The organism is Actinoplanes sp. NPDC051494 (genome assembly GCF_044454705.1).
Classification (GTDB): domain Bacteria; phylum Actinomycetota; class Actinomycetes; order Mycobacteriales; family Micromonosporaceae; genus Actinoplanes.
On sequence record NZ_JBITDZ010000011.1, the window covers coordinates 156,436 to 171,944 of the forward strand.

The 15,509-nt window shown below is 71.2% G+C and carries 13 protein-coding genes; 7 read left to right on the top strand and 6 right to left on the bottom strand.

The window, feature by feature from the left end; translation table 11 throughout:
• Nucleotides 1-78 precede the first annotated feature (78 nt).
• A complete protein-coding gene (locus tag ACIA6A_RS31875; RefSeq protein WP_396101666.1) occupies nucleotides 79-540 on the top strand; it encodes a MarR family winged helix-turn-helix transcriptional regulator in 462 nt (153 codons plus the stop codon).
• Here ACIA6A_RS31875 and ACIA6A_RS31880 read toward each other — a convergent pair.
• Nucleotides 537-2,447 (bottom strand): TPM domain-containing protein, encoded by a 1,911-nt coding sequence (locus ACIA6A_RS31880; RefSeq protein WP_396101667.1) that lies wholly within the window; start codon nucleotides 2,445-2,447, stop codon nucleotides 537-539. The genes ACIA6A_RS31875 and ACIA6A_RS31880 overlap by 4 nt on opposite strands.
• 65 nt (nucleotides 2,448-2,512) lie before the next feature.
• On the opposite strand from ACIA6A_RS31880, the gene ACIA6A_RS31885 reads away from it, so the two are divergent.
• Nucleotides 2,513-3,598, top strand: a complete 1,086-nt coding sequence (locus tag ACIA6A_RS31885) for an S-(hydroxymethyl)mycothiol dehydrogenase (RefSeq protein WP_396101668.1) — start codon at nucleotides 2,513-2,515, stop codon at nucleotides 3,596-3,598.
• Complete coding sequence (locus tag ACIA6A_RS31890; RefSeq protein WP_396101669.1) at nucleotides 3,598-4,197, top strand: MBL fold metallo-hydrolase; 600 nt, start codon at nucleotides 3,598-3,600, stop codon at nucleotides 4,195-4,197. Before ACIA6A_RS31885 ends, ACIA6A_RS31890 begins: the two co-directional genes overlap by 1 nt.
• Before the next feature lie 53 nt (nucleotides 4,198-4,250).
• Here ACIA6A_RS31890 and ACIA6A_RS31895 read toward each other — a convergent pair whose 3' ends face one another.
• The gene (locus ACIA6A_RS31895; RefSeq protein ID WP_396101670.1) at nucleotides 4,251-5,597 is read right to left on the bottom strand and encodes an MGH1-like glycoside hydrolase domain-containing protein; all 1,347 of its coding nucleotides are present in this window, start codon (nucleotides 5,595-5,597) and stop codon (nucleotides 4,251-4,253) included.
• Nucleotides 5,598-5,789: 192 nt separating this feature from the next.
• Entirely contained in the window at nucleotides 5,790-6,866 is a 1,077-nt protein-coding gene (locus ACIA6A_RS31900; protein WP_396101671.1) for a DNA polymerase ligase N-terminal domain-containing protein, read from the bottom strand.
• 72 nt (nucleotides 6,867-6,938) lie between these two features.
• Here ACIA6A_RS31900 and ACIA6A_RS31905 point away from each other — a divergent pair, with 72 nt between their 5' ends.
• Nucleotides 6,939-7,607, top strand: coding sequence for a helix-turn-helix domain-containing protein (locus tag ACIA6A_RS31905; RefSeq protein WP_396101672.1), 669 nt, complete (start codon nucleotides 6,939-6,941; stop codon nucleotides 7,605-7,607).
• Here the strand turns inward: ACIA6A_RS31905 and ACIA6A_RS31910 are convergent.
• Nucleotides 7,600-7,965, bottom strand: a complete 366-nt coding sequence (locus tag ACIA6A_RS31910; protein ID WP_396101673.1) for a VOC family protein — start codon at nucleotides 7,963-7,965, stop codon at nucleotides 7,600-7,602. The genes ACIA6A_RS31905 and ACIA6A_RS31910 overlap by 8 nt on opposite strands.
• A 141-nt stretch (nucleotides 7,966-8,106) precedes the next feature.
• Here ACIA6A_RS31910 and ACIA6A_RS31915 point away from each other — a divergent pair, with 141 nt between their 5' ends.
• From ACIA6A_RS31915 to ACIA6A_RS31925, 3 genes are all read left to right on the top strand, one after another.
• The gene (locus tag ACIA6A_RS31915; RefSeq protein WP_396101674.1) at nucleotides 8,107-9,216 is read left to right on the top strand and encodes an FAD-dependent monooxygenase; all 1,110 of its coding nucleotides are present in this window, start codon (nucleotides 8,107-8,109) and stop codon (nucleotides 9,214-9,216) included.
• 122 nt (nucleotides 9,217-9,338) lie between these two features.
• Nucleotides 9,339-11,099 carry a cytochrome c oxidase subunit I gene (ctaD, locus tag ACIA6A_RS31920; RefSeq protein WP_396101675.1) on the top strand — a complete coding sequence of 587 codons (1,761 nt, stop codon included), beginning with the start codon at nucleotides 9,339-9,341 and terminating at the stop codon, nucleotides 11,097-11,099.
• Between the two features lie 262 nt (nucleotides 11,100-11,361).
• A complete protein-coding gene (locus tag ACIA6A_RS31925; protein WP_396101676.1) occupies nucleotides 11,362-12,777 on the top strand; it encodes an MFS transporter in 1,416 nt (471 codons plus the stop codon).
• An 847-nt stretch (nucleotides 12,778-13,624) separates the two neighbouring features.
• Here the strand turns inward: ACIA6A_RS31925 and ACIA6A_RS31930 are convergent.
• Nucleotides 13,625-14,203, bottom strand: coding sequence for an isochorismatase family protein (locus tag ACIA6A_RS31930; protein ID WP_396101677.1), 579 nt, complete (start codon nucleotides 14,201-14,203; stop codon nucleotides 13,625-13,627).
• Nucleotides 14,204-14,214: 11 nt separating this feature from the next.
• Nucleotides 14,215-15,501: a nicotinate phosphoribosyltransferase gene (locus tag ACIA6A_RS31935; protein ID WP_396101678.1), complete on the bottom strand. Its 1,287-nt coding sequence runs from the start codon at nucleotides 15,499-15,501 to the stop codon at nucleotides 14,215-14,217.
• Nucleotides 15,502-15,509 lie beyond the last annotated feature (8 nt).

Consider the following 15,509-nt stretch of genomic DNA (forward strand, 5'->3'; position numbering starts at 1 on the left):
GTGAGAAGTCCGCACAAAGTCGGACGACGCCCCGGCCCCGCCCTTCATCTCCGGGCCGGTGGTAACTAACCTGCTGCCATGGACGAGCCGCGGTGGTTGACCGACGAGCAGCAACAGGCCTGGCGCAAGTTCGTCGAAGTGCTCGTCAAGATTCCGGCCGCCCTGGAGGGCCAGCTCCAGCGCGACGCCGGGCTGACCCACATGGGCTACCTCGTGCTGACGACGCTCTCCGAGCGTGACGACCGGCGGCTGCCGATGAGCCGGCTCGCCAAACGGGCCAGCGCGTCGCTGTCCCGGTTGTCCCATGTGGTCGCGCGGCTCGAGGCCCAGGGCTGGGTCCGCCGTGAACGCGACCCGGAGGACGGCCGCGTCCAGATCGCGGTGCTGACCGACGAGGGTTTCGCCAAGGTCGTCGAGTCCGCCCCCGGCCACGCCGCGTCGGTCCAGCACCTCGTCTTCGACCGCCTGACCCCGGCCCAGGTCCGCCAGCTCACCAAGGTCTGCGAATCCCTGCTGGAGAACCCGGCCGAGCGGTTCTAGAACCGGCCTCCGCCGCCGCGCCGGCCGCCACCCCCGCCGCTGCCACCGGTGCGCCGGCCGCGGGAGCCGCTGCCACCGAAACCGCCGCCGGACCACCCGCCGCCCCCGCCGTGGCCCCGCCCCGGGGAACCCCCGCCGGACAGGATCCCGCCCAGCACCGCCCCCGCGAACGACCCCGCGTCGAAGCCGCCGCCACCCCAGCTCTGAACATCGGTGTGCGCGGACCGGCTCGCCGCGGCGGCCAGGCTCCGAGCCTGCTGGGCGTGGGCCAGCGCGGCCGCCGGGTCCGACTCCGCGAGGCTCTCGGCCAGGCCGAGGAAGCGCTGCGCCTCGGACAGCGACGCCCGGGCATTGGCGTCCACCACGCCGCGCCGGGTGGAGATGAAGGTGGTCGCCGCGCCGATCTCGGCCCGGGCCACCGGCAGGGCCTGGGCCAGCAGCGCCCGGTTGTGCGCGGCCCGTTCCGCGGTGTCCTGCGCCTGTTCGAGCGCCCGGTCCAGCGCGGCGTCGGCGGCCTGCAGCACGGCGACCGAGTGCACCGGATCCGGCTTGTCGACCGCCAGCTGAGCGCGCACCTCCGTGACGGCTGTCTCGGCCCGCGCGACGACAGCGGCGAGTTCCGCCCCGCCGAGACTGCGCCCGGTGGCGATCTCCGACTCCAGCTCCGCGATCAGCGCGTCGGCCGTGGTGCGCGCGCCGGCCAGGTCGGTGGCCGCCTGGTGCACCCCCGCCACCAACTGTTCGGCCTGCGACACCGCCTGCTCCGCCGCCCGGACCGCCAGCGCGGCCTCGGCCCGCTCGGGCAGTGCGGCCCGGGTCTTCTCCAGCGCTGACACGGTGAACTGGAGGCGCTCGCGAGCCTGGTCCAGGTTCCCGGCGACGGCGGTGACGGTCTGCCCCGCGTACCCATCGGTCAGATCGTGCAGAACCGCGGCCGCGGCCGGCAGGCTCGCCTCGGCCGCGGCCCGGCGGGTCTCCACCTCGGCGGCCACCTCCTCGGCACGGCCTTCCAGGTCCCGCAGGCGGTCGAAAGCCTCGGACTCCGCGTCGAGGCGTTCGTCGGCGGCCGTGCAGCGGGCGATGATCTCGGTCAGCACGCGCCGGCGGGTCTCCTCGCCGGGGGCCGGCACCTCGTCCAGCGTCATCCGCAGCCGGAACGCCTCGGCCACGTCCTGGCGCGAGGTCTCCAGCGCGGTCTTGAACCGGGTCGTCTCGGCCGCGCCGTACTGCGCGGTGGCCAGGCCCAGCTCGCTCTCGCTCTCGCGGAGATCATCGTCCAGCTCGACGAGCAGCGCGTTCGCCCGTGCGGTCAGCTCCGCGGTGGTGGGGCCGGCCGGTTGCGGAGCGGCCACCGAGGCCCGGCGGCGCCGGCGGATGAGGACCCAGACCAGCGCCCCGATGATGATCAGCGCCAGGATCACGATGATCCACCAGCCCGAACCGCCGCCCGCCCCGGCGGCGTCGGTGTAACCGCCGGCGGCCGCGACCACCGCGCCCGGCCAGTCGCCACGGGCCAGCGCCGGCTCGATGTCGTCCTGCGCCACCTGCGACAACTCGCTGTCGGAAACGCGGGAATCGTCGGGGAACGAATACGCGTACGCCCGGTCGGTGGTCGCGACCGCGAGCAGCGCGTCGCGGTCGCCCAGATCGCTCAGCTCGGCCGTCCGGTCGGTCCATTGCTGGGCCGCCGTGCCGTCGAACGAGTCGACGAAGACGACGAAGAGCTGGATGCCGGTCTTTTCCCGCAATGCGGCCAACGCCGAGTCCACCGAGGCCCGGCCGGTGCCGAGAGCTCCGGTGGTATCGGTCACCTGGCCGGGGAGCCGGGCCGGGGCATCGGCCCACGCGGGGGCCGGAAACAGGATAAAAGCGACAATGAGCAGAACGAGCCGACGGGCGTGGGTCACCCGGACACCGTAGATCCTGGGTCCGGCACTCCGGCCTCCCAGGTCCGGATGGCAAGGTGATCGGCATGAGTCAGCGAGTCAACGGAGTCATCTCCCGGGCCAAGGGTGCCCCCGTCGAGGTAGCCACGATCATCATCCCGGATCCCGGACCCGGCGAAGCGGTCGTGAAAGTGCAGGCCTGCGGCGTCTGTCATACCGACCTGCACTACCGCGAGGGCGGCATCAACGACGACTACCCGTTCCTGCTCGGCCACGAGGCCGCCGGGATCGTCGAGGCCGTCGGACCCGGCGTGACCGAGGTCGCCCCCGGTGACTTCGTCGTCCTCAACTGGCGGGCCGTCTGCGGCGACTGCCGCGCGTGCCGCAAGGGCAAGCCGTGGTACTGCTTCAACACCCACAACGCGACCCAGAAGATGACGCTGGAGGACGGCACCGAGCTGTCGCCGGCCCTGGGCATCGGCGCGTTCGTCGAGAAGACGCTGGTCGCCGCCGGGCAGTGCACCAAGGTCGACCCGGAGGCCCGCCCGGCCGCGGTGGGGCTGCTGGGCTGCGGCGTCATGGCCGGCATCGGCGCGGCGATCAACACCGGCGGGGTGACCCGCGGCGACTCGGTCGCGATCATCGGCTGCGGCGGCGTCGGTGACGGCGCGGTCGCCGGTGCCGCGCTGGCCGGGGCGACCACGATCATCGCGGTCGACACCGACGACCGGAAACTCGAGTGGGCCCGCAGCTTCGGCGCCACCCACACGATCAACGCGCGCGGCAAGGACGTCGTCGCCGAGATCCAGGCGCTCACCGGCGGCAACGGCGCCGACGTGGTCATCGAGGCGGTCGGCCGCCCGGAGACCTACAAGCAGGCGTTCTACGCCCGCGACCTGGCCGGCACGGTGGTCCTGGTCGGCGTCCCGACGCCGGAGATGACCATCGAGCTCCCGCTGGCCGACGTCTTCGGCCGCGGCGGCGCGCTCAAGAGCAGCTGGTACGGCGACTGCCTGCCGACCCGCGACTTCCCGATGCTGACCGAGCTCTACCGCCAGGGCCGGCTCGACCTCGACAAGTTCGTCACCGAGGAGATCCGCCTCGACCAGGTCGAAGAGGCGTTCACCAAGATGCACAGCGGCGACGTCCTGCGCTCCGTGGTGATCTTCTGATGGCCGCCCGCATCGACCACGCGGTCACCAGCGGCACGTTCTCGCTCGACGGCGAGACCTTCGACGTCGACAACAACATCTGGGTCATCGGCGACGACACCGAATGCGCCGTCATCGACGCCCCGCACTCGGCCGACGCGATCCTCGAGGTGGTCGACGGCCGCAAGGTCGTCGCGATCATCCTCACCCACGCCCACGACGACCACGTCCGCGTCGCCCCCGAGCTGGCCGAACGCACCGGGGCGCCGCTGCTGCTGCACCCGGCCGAGGACGTCCTCTGGAAGCTCACCCACCCGGGCCTGCCGATGCCGGCCCCGCTCAGCGACGGCCAGGAACTCACGGTGGCCGGCATCACGCTGCGGGTCCTGCACACCCCGGGCCACAGCCCCGGCGCGGTCTGCCTCTACGCCCCGGCCCTGGACAGCGTCTTCACCGGCGACACCCTGTTCCAGGGCGGCCCGGGCGCAACCGGCCGCTCCTACAGCGACCGCCCGACCATCGAACGCTCCATCCGGGACCGCCTGCTCACGCTCCCCCCGGCAACCGTCGTCCACACCGGCCACGGGGACGACACCAGCATCGCGGCAGAGATCTTCTGACCCCATAGGTGCGCCCCGAGCTGAGCCGGTCAGGCAGGCTCTGCTCGGGGCGGTCAGGCCGCTCTGGCGTAGGCCGGGACGGAACGGTCCGCGAGCAGGTCGAGGGAGAGTGCCGCCGTCCAGCTGAACGTCGGTGCTCCGATGCCCTCGCCGGTGACCGGGTGGAAGTACTCATAGTGCCCGGACTGGTGGATCAGGCGGATCATGGCCGAGCGCAGATCCTCGGCCTCGCCCCGGTAGCCGTGCACCAGCATGCCGCGGCGCAGCAGCCAGTTGACGTTGATCCAGATCGGGCCCCGCCAGTAGCGCAGCGTGTCGAAGTCGGGTGCCGTGCGGTCGTAGCTCGGCACCGGCAGGCCGGTTGTCCCGGGCAGGCCGAAACGCTCGGATGCCGCCTCCGCCATGATCGCGGCGGCCTGGTGGTCGGGCAGGTCCGGGAGGAGCAGCGGCACCAGGCCGTTGACGCACCGCGCCGGGCTGAGGGCCCGGTCGCGGACGTTACGCGCCCGGAAGGTACGGGTCTGCGGGTCCCAGAGGTGCCGGGAGATCGCCGAGGTGATCCGCTTGGCCCGGTCGACGTGCACCTGCGGGTCCGCGCCGACCACCTCCGCGATGTGCACCAGCGCGAGTTCGGCCGCGGCCAGGATCGCGTTGAACGACGGGCACTCGACCACGAAATCGTGCCGCTGGGCCAGCGCGGTGTCGGAGTATCCGAGTTCGCGGTAGTTGAGGACCAGGCCCAGGTAGCGGGCGTAGTCGATGTCCAGCGGGCGGTGCGCGGCGTCGGCGACCTCGAGGTCACGCCGCCGGTAGCGTTCGAGCAGCCCCATGTCGGCGGGGACGTCGGCCAGCGCGGTGTCCCAGGAGGGGCTGTTGTCCAGCCCGGATTCCCAGGGGTGCACGATGCTGGCGAGCCCGTCACCGCCCGCGTCGCGGCTGCGGCTCAGGTATTCCTGCTGGGCCACCAGGCGCGGGTAGAGCCACTTGAGCTCCTCGCCGGCCTCGTGCGCGGCGATCGCACCGTGGGCCGCGGCCCGCCGGTAGACCTCCCACACACCGATGGCGTGCAGGGGTGGCTGGACGAGGCCGGTGCTGCCCCGGGCGGGGCGGCCGGCGTACGCGGGGACGTCCCAGAACGCCGGGCCGGGGAAGTAGTCGCCCTCGGCGGTGCGGGGATCGAACACGATGTGGGGCACGCGGCCGTCGGGCCACTGGGCCTCGAAGAGGCTGCGGAGGTCACGCCACGCGCGGCTCGGGTTCACATAGGCGAGCCCGATGGCGATGAAGGCGGCGTCCCAGCTCCACTGGTGGGGATAGAGGCGGCGAGACGGCACCATGTGGTCGTCTGACCAGTTGTTGTCGAGGACGGATGCGGCGGAATTCCAAAGGTCAGCAGACATGTCCTGGATCACTACAGCGGGCGGATAATGCATCTGGCGGTGCATCAACTCATAGACCTTTCCGCCGTGGGATCGGGCAAACACCCTTGATCGGGTGACGCACGCCTCGCCTGAGCAATATCAACGTGCTGTTCCGCTCGGAGCGAGGAAACACGGCCGGTCCGGGCGTGGGCCGCCGGCGACCACGTTCCGTCAGCCGGCCGCGCCGCTTATCTCCAGCCAGAGGCGGCTGCGACGGCCCGGCAGGTAGGGCGAGTCGAGGCGTTTCGCGACGACGCCGGCCAGCCCCTGCGCCTCGGCGGCCTCCAGGGCGAACGCGCCACCGCCCGGGAAGTACGGCGGCGTCTGCCAGTGCGTGCCGGTCAGGTTCAGGCCCTCCAGCAGCTCGCGGCGCTCGGTGTAGCGCAGCAACTCGGTCGTCGAGTGTCCCTCCAGCCAGAGAAGGTCATAGACGAGGAGATGCACGGGGGTACGGTCCGCGGCCCGGCGAGCGGCGCCGGAGTCACGCGGAGCCTCGCGCCGGGCGAGGTGCTCCGGTGACACCGATGCCCCGTCGAACGCCACGATCTCCCCGTCCAGCACGGCCTCGGCGGGTGCCAGTAACTCGCCGAGCGGGCGGAGCTCCGGATACCACGACGTCACGTCCGCGCCGTCCGCGCCGGTGAGCCGGATCCGGCCCCCGGAGACGTAGGCGAGCGTGCGGCGGCCGGCCCAGCTCAGTTCGTACCCCCAGTCCTGGTCGTCCGGCGGCAGACCGGAAGCCCCGGTCGTGAGCATGGGTTCGACGGCCTCGGGCATGCTCTGCCATCCCGCCGTGGGCGGATCCATCCGCCGGACCATCCACTGCCGGTCGTCCGTCTGGAAGAAGACATAGCGTCCCGAGGTCCGATCCCCGTGAAATGTGACGCTGATCTCCTCATCGCGCCATTTGTCGGTTTCGTAGGTGCCGTGATCGAAGATCGACATCCGGCCGCCACCGTATTCGCCGGCCGGGATCTCACCGGCGAACCCGAGGTATTCCAGCGGGTGGTCCTCGGTGTGTCTGGCCAGGTGGTTGCGGGCCCGGTCACGGGGTAGGCCGCGCGGGACGGCGAACGAGACGAGGACGCCGTCGCGCTCCAGGCGCACATCCCAGTGCAGGCTGCGGGCGTGGTGCTGCTGGATGACGAACCTGTTCCGGCCGGTCGGGCGAGGCCTCGCGGCGGGTACGGGTTCCGGCGTCCGCCGCGCGTCCCGCCGGCGCCGGTACTCCTCGAGCTGGTCGACCATCCATCGATTGTCCGCCGGAACTACATCGGTGTCATTCGCTGAAATGTCGTACCCCGGTGGCAGGGTCGGGGCATGTACGCAGAACGGCCTTCATCGCTCCCGCACGTCACCGCCTGGCGCAGTGTCGTCCCGCCGGACTCCCCGGCGACGCGCGTCCTGCCCGACGGCTGCCTCGACGTGATCTGGCAGGACGGGTCCGTCCTCGTCGCCGGGCCGGACACGACCGCCCAGGTCGCACCGGTTCCGGTGGCCGGCAGCCGGTTCTTCGCGTTGCGCTTCGCCGACGGCGTGGGGCCGGGCATCCTCGGCGTCCCGGCCGACGAGCTGACCGACCGCCAGGTGCCGCTCGACGAGCTGATGCCGTCCGCCGTGGTGCGCGCGGTCGCCGAGGCGGATGACCCGCCGGCCGCGCTGGAGGAATTCGCCCGGCGCCGATGGCGGGCCCCCGACCAGGCGACGAGGGCGGTGGCTGCCGGGGCCCGGGCCGGGCTGACGGTGGCCGCGATCGCCGATTCGTGCGGCCTGAGCCCGCGACACCTGCAGCGGCGGTGCGCGAGCTCTTTCGGCTACGCCCCCAAGACCCTGACCCGGATCGTACGTTTTCAGCGCGCCATGGGGCTCGCCCGAGCCGGCCGGCCGTTCGCGGAGGTCTCGGTGCTGGCGGGCTATGCCGACCAGGCCCATCTGTCGCGTGACGTCAGAGCGCTGGCCGGGCTCCCGCTCGGGCAGCTGGTCACATGAGCGGTGCGAACAGATCCACGCCGTTGCCGTCCGGGTCGAGGATCACGGCGTACCGCTGGCCCCACGGCGCGTCCCAGGGCTCCCGCTCGGACGCGTATCCCGCGCCGACCATCCCGGCGTACGTCGCATCGACCTCGGCCGGGCTCTCGCAGGCGAACGCGAGATTGATCCGGCCCGGGCCCGGCGGGACCGGGTGACCCGTGTCCCACATGAGCTTGCCGTGGCCCGGGACCTCGGCTTCGGCGTGCGGTGCGCCGTCCGCCCCGGCCGGGATGTCGAGCCCGAGCCGGCGATAGAACGCGAGTGTTTTTCCCATGTCGGCCACTGCCAGGCCGACCGCGGTGAAGGTAGGTGCCATGTCGACGACGCTACGAGCACATCGAAGCTCGCGTCTTGAACAAATCGGACGCGTCGGGCGTCACAGGTTTCCAGTCATCGTGGCGGCCGGTAGTGTCTTGGCTCCGACGCGTATCGAACACCCCTCGGAGGCGTTGCTGCGATGACCCTGCGGATCCTCGTCGTAGGCGCCGGTGTCAGTGGTCTCGCGGCAGCGAGAGGACTCCGGATCGCCGGCTTCCGGCCCGACGTGGTGGAGGAACTGCCCGCCACCATGGTCCCCGGCGCCGGCATCTTCCTGCCCGGAAACGCCGGCCGCGCGCTGCGCATGCTCGGCCTCGACGCACCCCTGCGCCCCCTCGGTGACCTGATCTTCCGGCAGATGTTCCAGGACTCCCACGGTCAGCCGCTGTTCGAGCTGGACGCGGCCGCGCTCTGGGCCGGGGTCGGTGAGTCGCGGGCGCTGTCGCGTGCGGACCTGCAACAGGTGCTGCTCACCGGCGTCGGCGGCGAGGTCCGTTACGACACCGCGGTGCGTGACCTGCATCTGCTCGACGGCGCGGTCAAGGTCGAGTTCGGTGACGGCTCCGTCGCGGAGTACGACCTCGTGGTCGGCGCCGACGGCCGCCGCTCGATGATCCGCGAACGCACCGGCCTCGGCGGCGCGGCCACCCCGACCGGCCAGATCGTGTACCGCAGCGTGGTCAGCGGCGGTCCCGCCCTCAGTGACTGGACCGCTCTGCTCGGGCGCCGGTCGCAGATCGTCGCGATGCCGATGGGCGGTCGCAAGCTGTACTGCTACGCCGACGAGACCGTCGCGGACGGCACCCCGAACCCGGCCGACCCCCGCGCACGGCTGCGGGAGCTGTTCGCCGACTTCGGCGGGTGCGTGCCGGCGATCCTCGGCGCCCTGGAGAAAGTGCAGGTCGCCCGCACCGACGAAGTGGTGCTGGAGCGCTACTCCCGCGGATCCGTGCTCCTGGTCGGTGACGCTGCCCACGCCACCGCGCCCACGCTCGCCCAGGGCGCCGCCATGGCGCTGGAGGACGCGGTCGTGCTCGGCGAGGTGCTCAAGCGGGCGGACGGCGACGTCCGGGTCGCGCTCGACGCGTACGAAGATCGTCGCCGGCAGCGCTGTGACCTGGTGCGGGAACGGACCCACGAGCGGGACGGCACCCGGGACGTAGCGCCCGCTCTGCGCGACCCTATGCTGCGAAGGCGGGGTCAGAGGATCTTCACTGATCACTACCGGGCACTTGTGGAGCCGTTCTAGGACCTGGGTGCTCTTTGGTCACCCCGCGCCCGCCGGGGGTCGGCGGGGGACTATTCTGCCTGCGAGGTACGCCTTTCACTCGGGCGTACGCAGTGGGACGAACGAGACACCGGAGGCTATCCGTGACGACCGTTGCGCCTAAGCCGATCGTGACCCGGCCTTGGCCGGTCAGGCAGCAGGTCAAGGGTTCGGCCCTCGCGCGGATCCTGCGGACCACGGACGCGAAGCAGATCGGGATCATGTACATGATCACCGCCTTCGTGTTCTACATGCTGGGCGGCTTGATGGCTCTGCTCATGCGGACGGAGCTGGCCCAGCCGGGCATGCAGCTCCTGTCGCCCGAGCAGTACAACCAGCTGTTCACGATGCACGGCACGATCATGCTGCTGTTCTTCGCGACACCGATCGTGTTCGCGTTCGCGAACTTCCTGGTGCCGATCCAGATCGGCGCGCCCGACGTGTCGTTCCCGCGGCTCAACGCGTTCGCGTACTGGCTGTACCTGTTCGGCGGCACGATCACCATCAGCGGGTTCCTGACCCCGGGCGGCGCCGCCGACTTCGGCTGGTTCGCCTACACCCCGCTCAGCGACTCGCTGCACTCACCGGGTGTCGGCGGCAACATGTGGGTCGTCGGTCTCGCGATCTCCGGCCTCGGCACCATCCTCGGTGGCGTCAACATCATCACCACGGTGATCACGCTCCGGGCGCCCGGCATGACGATGTTCCGGATGCCGATCCTCACCTGGAACATCCTGGTGACGATGCTCCTGGTGATCATGGTCTTCCCGTTCTTCGCGGCGGCGCTGTTCGCCCTGGCGGCCGACCGTGTCCTCGGCGCGCACGTCTTCGACGTGGCCACCGGCGGCCCGATGCTCTGGCAGCACCTCTTCTGGTTCTTCGGGCACCCCGAGGTCTACATCGTGGCGCTGCCGTTCTTCGGCATCATCACCGAGGTCATCCCGGTCTTCAGCCGCAAGCCCGTCTTCGGCTACAAGGGCCTGGTCGGCGCGACCCTGCTGATCGCCGCGCTGTCGATGAGCGTGTGGGCACACCACATGTTCGTCACCGGCCAGGTGCTGCTGCCGTTCTTCAGCTTCCTGAGCTTCCTCATCGCGGTCCCGACCGGCATGAAGTTCTTCGTGTGGATCGGCACGATGTGGCGCGGCCAGATCAGCTTCGAGACCCCGATGCTGTTCGCGATCGGCTTCCTCGTCACGTTCCTGTTCGGTGGCCTCTCCGGCGTGCTGCTCGCCGCCCCGCCCATCGACTTCCACGTGTCGGACTCCTACTTCGTCATCGCGCACTTCCACTACGTGCTGTTCGGCACGATCGTGTTCGCCGTCTTCTCGGGCATCTACTTCTGGTTCCCGAAGATGTTCGGCCGCATGCTCGACGACCGCCTCGGCAAGGTCCACTTCTGGCTGACCTTCCTCGGCTTCCACGCCACGTTCCTGGTGCAGCACTGGCTCGGCGCGGAGGGCATGCCCCGCCGCTACGCCGACTACCTCCCCACGGACGGCTTCACGTTCCTGAACACGTTCTCCACGATCGGCTCCTTCATCCTGGGAGCGTCGACCCTGCCGTTCATCTACAACTGCTGGAAGTCCTACAAGGTCGGCCAGCTCGTTACGGTGGACGACCCCTGGGGCGCGGGCAACTCCCTCGAGTGGGCAACCTCCTCCCCGCCCCCGCTCCGCAACTTCGACAAGATGCCCCGCATCCGCTCGGAGCGCCCCGCCTTCGACGCCAAGTTCCCGGAGCTCGCAGCCGGCGAACAGTCGATCGCCGGCCCCCCGGAAGGTGGAGCCCGCCCCCTGACAAGCGAGTCCGACGGCGGCGCGACGTACAAGGAAGACTTGAGCGACCGCAAGAAGAAGCGCTGACCAAGCTCTGATCAGTATCTGATCAAGCCCCGAAAAGCCCGGCCCGGTCTCACGACCGAGCCGGGCTTTTCGCATCCCCCCGGTTGCGCCTACCCCCGGCTGCGCCCTGCCCGGGCCTCGTCCCGCCTCGCGCCGCCTTGGCTTCCGCGTTTCTTCCTGTCCCTCCCGCACCATCCGCTGCGGATCCGGGGCTTGATCGTCCCCCGCTGGAGAAACTGTCGTACCGGCACGGCAGACTGGCCCGCGGAGGTGAGGACCGCTCATGACCTTGACGCCTTACCGGGAGACGCTCGCGCTGCGCGGTATCAAGTCGCTGCTCATCGTGGCCACGCTGGCGCGGATCCCGATCACGGCCGGCACCGTCACGCTGACACTGCACGTCACCCTGGATCTCGGTCTGGGATATGGCGCGGCAGGACTCGTCGGTGCCCTGTTCACCGTCGGTGGCTCACTGGGCGCGCCGATCATGGGCCGGATCACCGACCGGCGTGGCCTGCGACCCGTGCTGGTGCTCACCACGGTCGCCGAAGTGATCTTCTGGACCTCGGCGCAAGCCTTGCCGTACTGGGCGCTGCTCGTGGCGGCCTTCGTGGGTGGCTTCCTGACGTTGCCCGCCTTCGCGGTCGCCCGGCAGTCCATCGCCGCGCTCGCCCCCGAGTCGCACCGGCTGCCGGCCTTCGCTCTGGACTCGATCACCACCGAGCTCTCGTTCATGACCGGCCCGGCTCTGGGCGTCCTCATCAGCACCACAGCCGGCCCCCGGGTGGCGATGCTCGTCGTCGGCACCGGCATCCTGCTGTCCGGTGTCGGTCTTTTCCTGCTCAACCCACCCATCCGGGCACACGACGAGGCCCCGGTCTCCGCCGGCGACCGCGTCCCCCGCAGCGCGTGGCTCCGTCCCCGCCTGGTCGCCGTCCTGGCCATCAGCAGCGCCGCGACCCTGGTCCTCAGCGGCACCGACGTCGCGGTGGTGGCGGTCCTCCGGGATTCCGGCCAGGTCCAATGGACGGGCGCCGTCCTGTCGATCTGGGCGGTCTACTCACTCGCGGGCGGCTTCGCGTACGGCATGGTCCGGCAGGGCCTTCCCCCGCTGGCACTCCTCACCCCGATGGCACTCCTGACCATCCCGGTGGGCCTCGCGGGCGACCACTGGTGGCTCCTGGCTGTCCTGCTGCTCCCAGCCGGCGCCCTCTGCGCCCCCTTGATCACAGCCACCGCGGACGCGGTCAGTCGCCTGACCCCGGCCGCCGCTCGAGGCGAAGCCATGGGCTGGCACAACTCCTCGCTGACCGTGGGGGTGGCACTGGGGGCACCGCTCGCCGGCGTAGTGATGGACACCTTCTCCCCGGCCTGGGGTTTCACCGCGGTTGGAGGCGTAGGCCTGCTGGTAGCGGCCACCGTTCTCCCCATCGAACTCCGCCGCCGCCGCGGACTCACCCGCCCGGCCGACACCATCAGCACAGTCCCCGACAGCTCGGGTGCGGTCCCGCCGGGTGCGTTCCCGCCGGGTGCGGTCCCGCCGGGGGCGGAGGGATACGCGGTGGCTGATCCTGTGACGGTGGCGCCTGGAATGGCCGCCTCCGGGATCGCCGGCCCCGGAAGGGCGCCGGCCGACGGGGGCCCGAGCGCCGGAAGCCCGAACAACGGAAGCCCGGATGCCCCGACATCGGCCCGCTGACCATCAGACCCTGCCCGCCCCGGAGCCGGACTCGGGCTCGGGCTCGGGCTCGGCAGGGTGGATCGAGCGGGGGAGGGCAGGCCTGAGCCAAGCAGTGTCGGGTGGGCCGAACTGCCGGGCAGGCTGAAGAAGGCAGGCCAAGATCGGAACAGCTCCCGGCCGGGCTCGGCTCGGCCGGGCTCGGCCGGGCTCGGCCGGGCTCGGCCGGGCTCGGCCCGGTTCGGCTCGGCCCGGTTCGGCTCGGCCCGGTTCGGCTCGGCCCGGCTCGGCCCGGCCCAGCTCGGCCCGGTTCGGCTCGGCCCGGCTCGGTTCGGCCCGGCCCGGCCCGGCCCGGCCCGGCCCGGCTCGGTTCGGTTCGGTTCGGCCCGGCTTGGCCCGGCCCAGCCCGGTTCGGTTCGGCCCGGCCCGGCTTGGCCCGGCCCGGCCCGGCCCGGCCCGGCCCGGCCCGGCCCGGCCCGGCCCGGCCCGGCCCGGCCCGGCCCGGCTCGGCTCGGTTCGGTTCGGTTCGGCCCAGCCCAGTTCGGCTCGGCCCGGCCTGGCCCGGCCCGGTTCGGCTTCGCTCAGCTCGTCCGAGTGGCTTCCAGTAGAGCAGGCCGAGCGGCTTCCCTCAGGTCTGAGCAGGCCAGGCCGGGTGCTGCTGGGCAGTCCGAAGACGGTCAAGCGGCGTCACGCTCTGGTCGCCGTGGTCCGGCAGGAGCTGGCCGCAGCCTGAGTGGTGCTGGGCAGGCTGAGTGGCGTCAGACAGGCTGAGTGACGTTAAGCAGGCTGAGTGCTGGGCAGGCTGAAGGATGGCCGGGCATGGACCGGCCGACACGAGGCGGATCGGGCGGCTGGGCCTGCCGGGGGCTCAGGCTGTGATGACCACCGGGTCTCCGGTGGTGGTTACCTTGGCTTCGGTCAGCTGGTCGAGGGCCGCCGCCGTCGTCGCCGGGGAGACGCCTGCTGTCATGGACAGGATGACGTGGGTTTCGAAGCCGGCCTTTTTCGCGTCCAGGGCGGTTGCCCGGACGCAGTGGTCGGTTGCGATGCCGACCACGTCGACCGTGGTCACGCCGTGGGTCCTCAGCCAGTCGGTGAGTGTTTCGCCGGCTTCGGTGCGGCCCTCGAAGCCGGAGTAGGCCGCCTCGTAAGCGCCCTTGTGGAAGACCGCCTCGATCTTGTCCGTTGCCAGGGCCGGGTGGAAGTCGGAGCCGGGGGTTCCTGCGACGCAGTGGACCGGCCAGGTGTCGACGTAGTCGGGGTGGTCGCTGAAGTGGGTTCCGGGGTCGACGTGGAAGTCCTTCGTCGCCACGATGTGGTCCCAGGTGGCGGGCTGGGACACGGCCGCGGTGATGGCTTCCGCTACGCCGGTGCCGCCCTGGACCGCGAGGGAGCCTCCTTCGCAGAAGTCGTTCTGGACGTCGACGATGATGAGCGCCTTGGACATCGGTGGACCTTTCAGGCCGTCGGGATCACGGTGACGGGGACGGCCGGGTCGCCGGATGAGAGCTTGAGGCCTTCCCAGGGGATGGAGATCAGGCACTGGCGCAGGTGTTCGCGGGATTCGGCGAGGGTGGGGATCTCGGTGGGTTCGCCGGCTGCCACGAAGGAGCGCTGCAGGAAGCGGTCGTTGGGCAGGTGGTCGGGGACGCCCTGGGAGACGATGATCTCCTCGGTGGCGGTGCCGGTCGGCTTGTGACGGCGGATGGCGGTCTTGCGGCCGCCGACCGTGGCCTTGTTCTCCGAGCGTTTGACCACCGCGCGGCCTTCGACCTCGACGAGTTTGTAGACGAGCCCAGCGGTCGGCGCTCCGGAGCCGGTGACCACCGCCGTGCCCGCGCCGTACATGTCGACGGGTTCTGCCGCCAGGCTGGAGATGGCGTATTCGTCCATGTCGCCGGAGACGACGATCTTGGTTTCGGTGGCGCCGAGGGAGTCCAGGAGTTCGCGGGAGTGCTGGGCGAGGACCGAGAGGTCGCCGGAGTCGATGCGGACCGCTCGCAGGTCGGGGCCGGCGACCGCGATGGCGTTGCGGATGCCCTGGGCGATGTCGTACGTGTCGACCAGCAGTGTGGTGTTCTTGCCCAGCGTCGCCACCTGGGAGGCGAACGCGGCCGGCTCGTCGTCGTGGAGCAGGGTGAACGCGTGGGCGGACGTGCCGGTGGTGGGGATGCCGTACCGGCTGCCCGCGGCGAGGTTGGACGTGGAGGCGAAACCCGCGAGGTAGGACGCGCGGGCCGCTGCCACCGCGGCCTCTTCATGGGTACGCCGTGAGCCCATCTCGATGATCGGCCGGCCCCGGGCAGCGGTGACCATCCGGGCGGCCGCCGACGCGACCGCGCTGTCGTGGTTGAGCACGGACAGGATGACCGTTTCGAGGACGACGCATTCCGCGAAGCCCCCGGACACCGTCAGGATCGGTGACCCGGGGAAGAACAGTTCGCCCTCCGCGTACCCGTCGATGTCGCCGGTGAAGCGGTAGTCCTTGAGCCAGGCCGCGGTGGTCTCGTCGACGATGCCGGCGGTGCGCAGGAAGCTGATGTCCTCGTCACGGAAGCGGAACCGGTTGATCAGGTCGATCAGGCGGCCCTGGCCGGCGGCCACGCCGTAACGCCGCCCGGTGGGCAGGCGCCGGGCGAACACCTCGAAGACGCTGCGGCGCTCGGCCGTGCCGTCCTTGAGGGCGGCGCTGATCATGGTCAGCTCGTACTGGTCGGTCAGCATGGCCGGGGCGAAGTCGTTCACCCGACCAC

Coding starts and splice junctions, on each gene's coding strand:
- ACIA6A_RS31875 (WP_396101666.1), top strand. CDS start 79: ATGGACGAGCCGCGGTGGTTGACCGACGAGCAGCAACAGGCCTGGCGC.
- ACIA6A_RS31885 (WP_396101668.1), top strand. CDS start 2,513: ATGAGTCAGCGAGTCAACGGAGTCATCTCCCGGGCCAAGGGTGCCCCC.
- ACIA6A_RS31890 (WP_396101669.1), top strand. CDS start 3,598: ATGGCCGCCCGCATCGACCACGCGGTCACCAGCGGCACGTTCTCGCTC.
- ACIA6A_RS31895 (WP_396101670.1), bottom strand. CDS start 5,597: ATGTCTGCTGACCTTTGGAATTCCGCCGCATCCGTCCTCGACAACAAC.
- ACIA6A_RS31900 (WP_396101671.1), bottom strand. CDS start 6,866: ATGGTCGACCAGCTCGAGGAGTACCGGCGCCGGCGGGACGCGCGGCGG.
- ACIA6A_RS31905 (WP_396101672.1), top strand. CDS start 6,939: ATGTACGCAGAACGGCCTTCATCGCTCCCGCACGTCACCGCCTGGCGC.
- ACIA6A_RS31910 (WP_396101673.1), bottom strand. CDS start 7,965: ATGGCACCTACCTTCACCGCGGTCGGCCTGGCAGTGGCCGACATGGGA.
- ACIA6A_RS31915 (WP_396101674.1), top strand. CDS start 8,107: ATGACCCTGCGGATCCTCGTCGTAGGCGCCGGTGTCAGTGGTCTCGCG.
- ACIA6A_RS31925 (WP_396101676.1), top strand. CDS start 11,362: ATGACCTTGACGCCTTACCGGGAGACGCTCGCGCTGCGCGGTATCAAG.
- ACIA6A_RS31930 (WP_396101677.1), bottom strand. CDS start 14,203: ATGTCCAAGGCGCTCATCATCGTCGACGTCCAGAACGACTTCTGCGAA.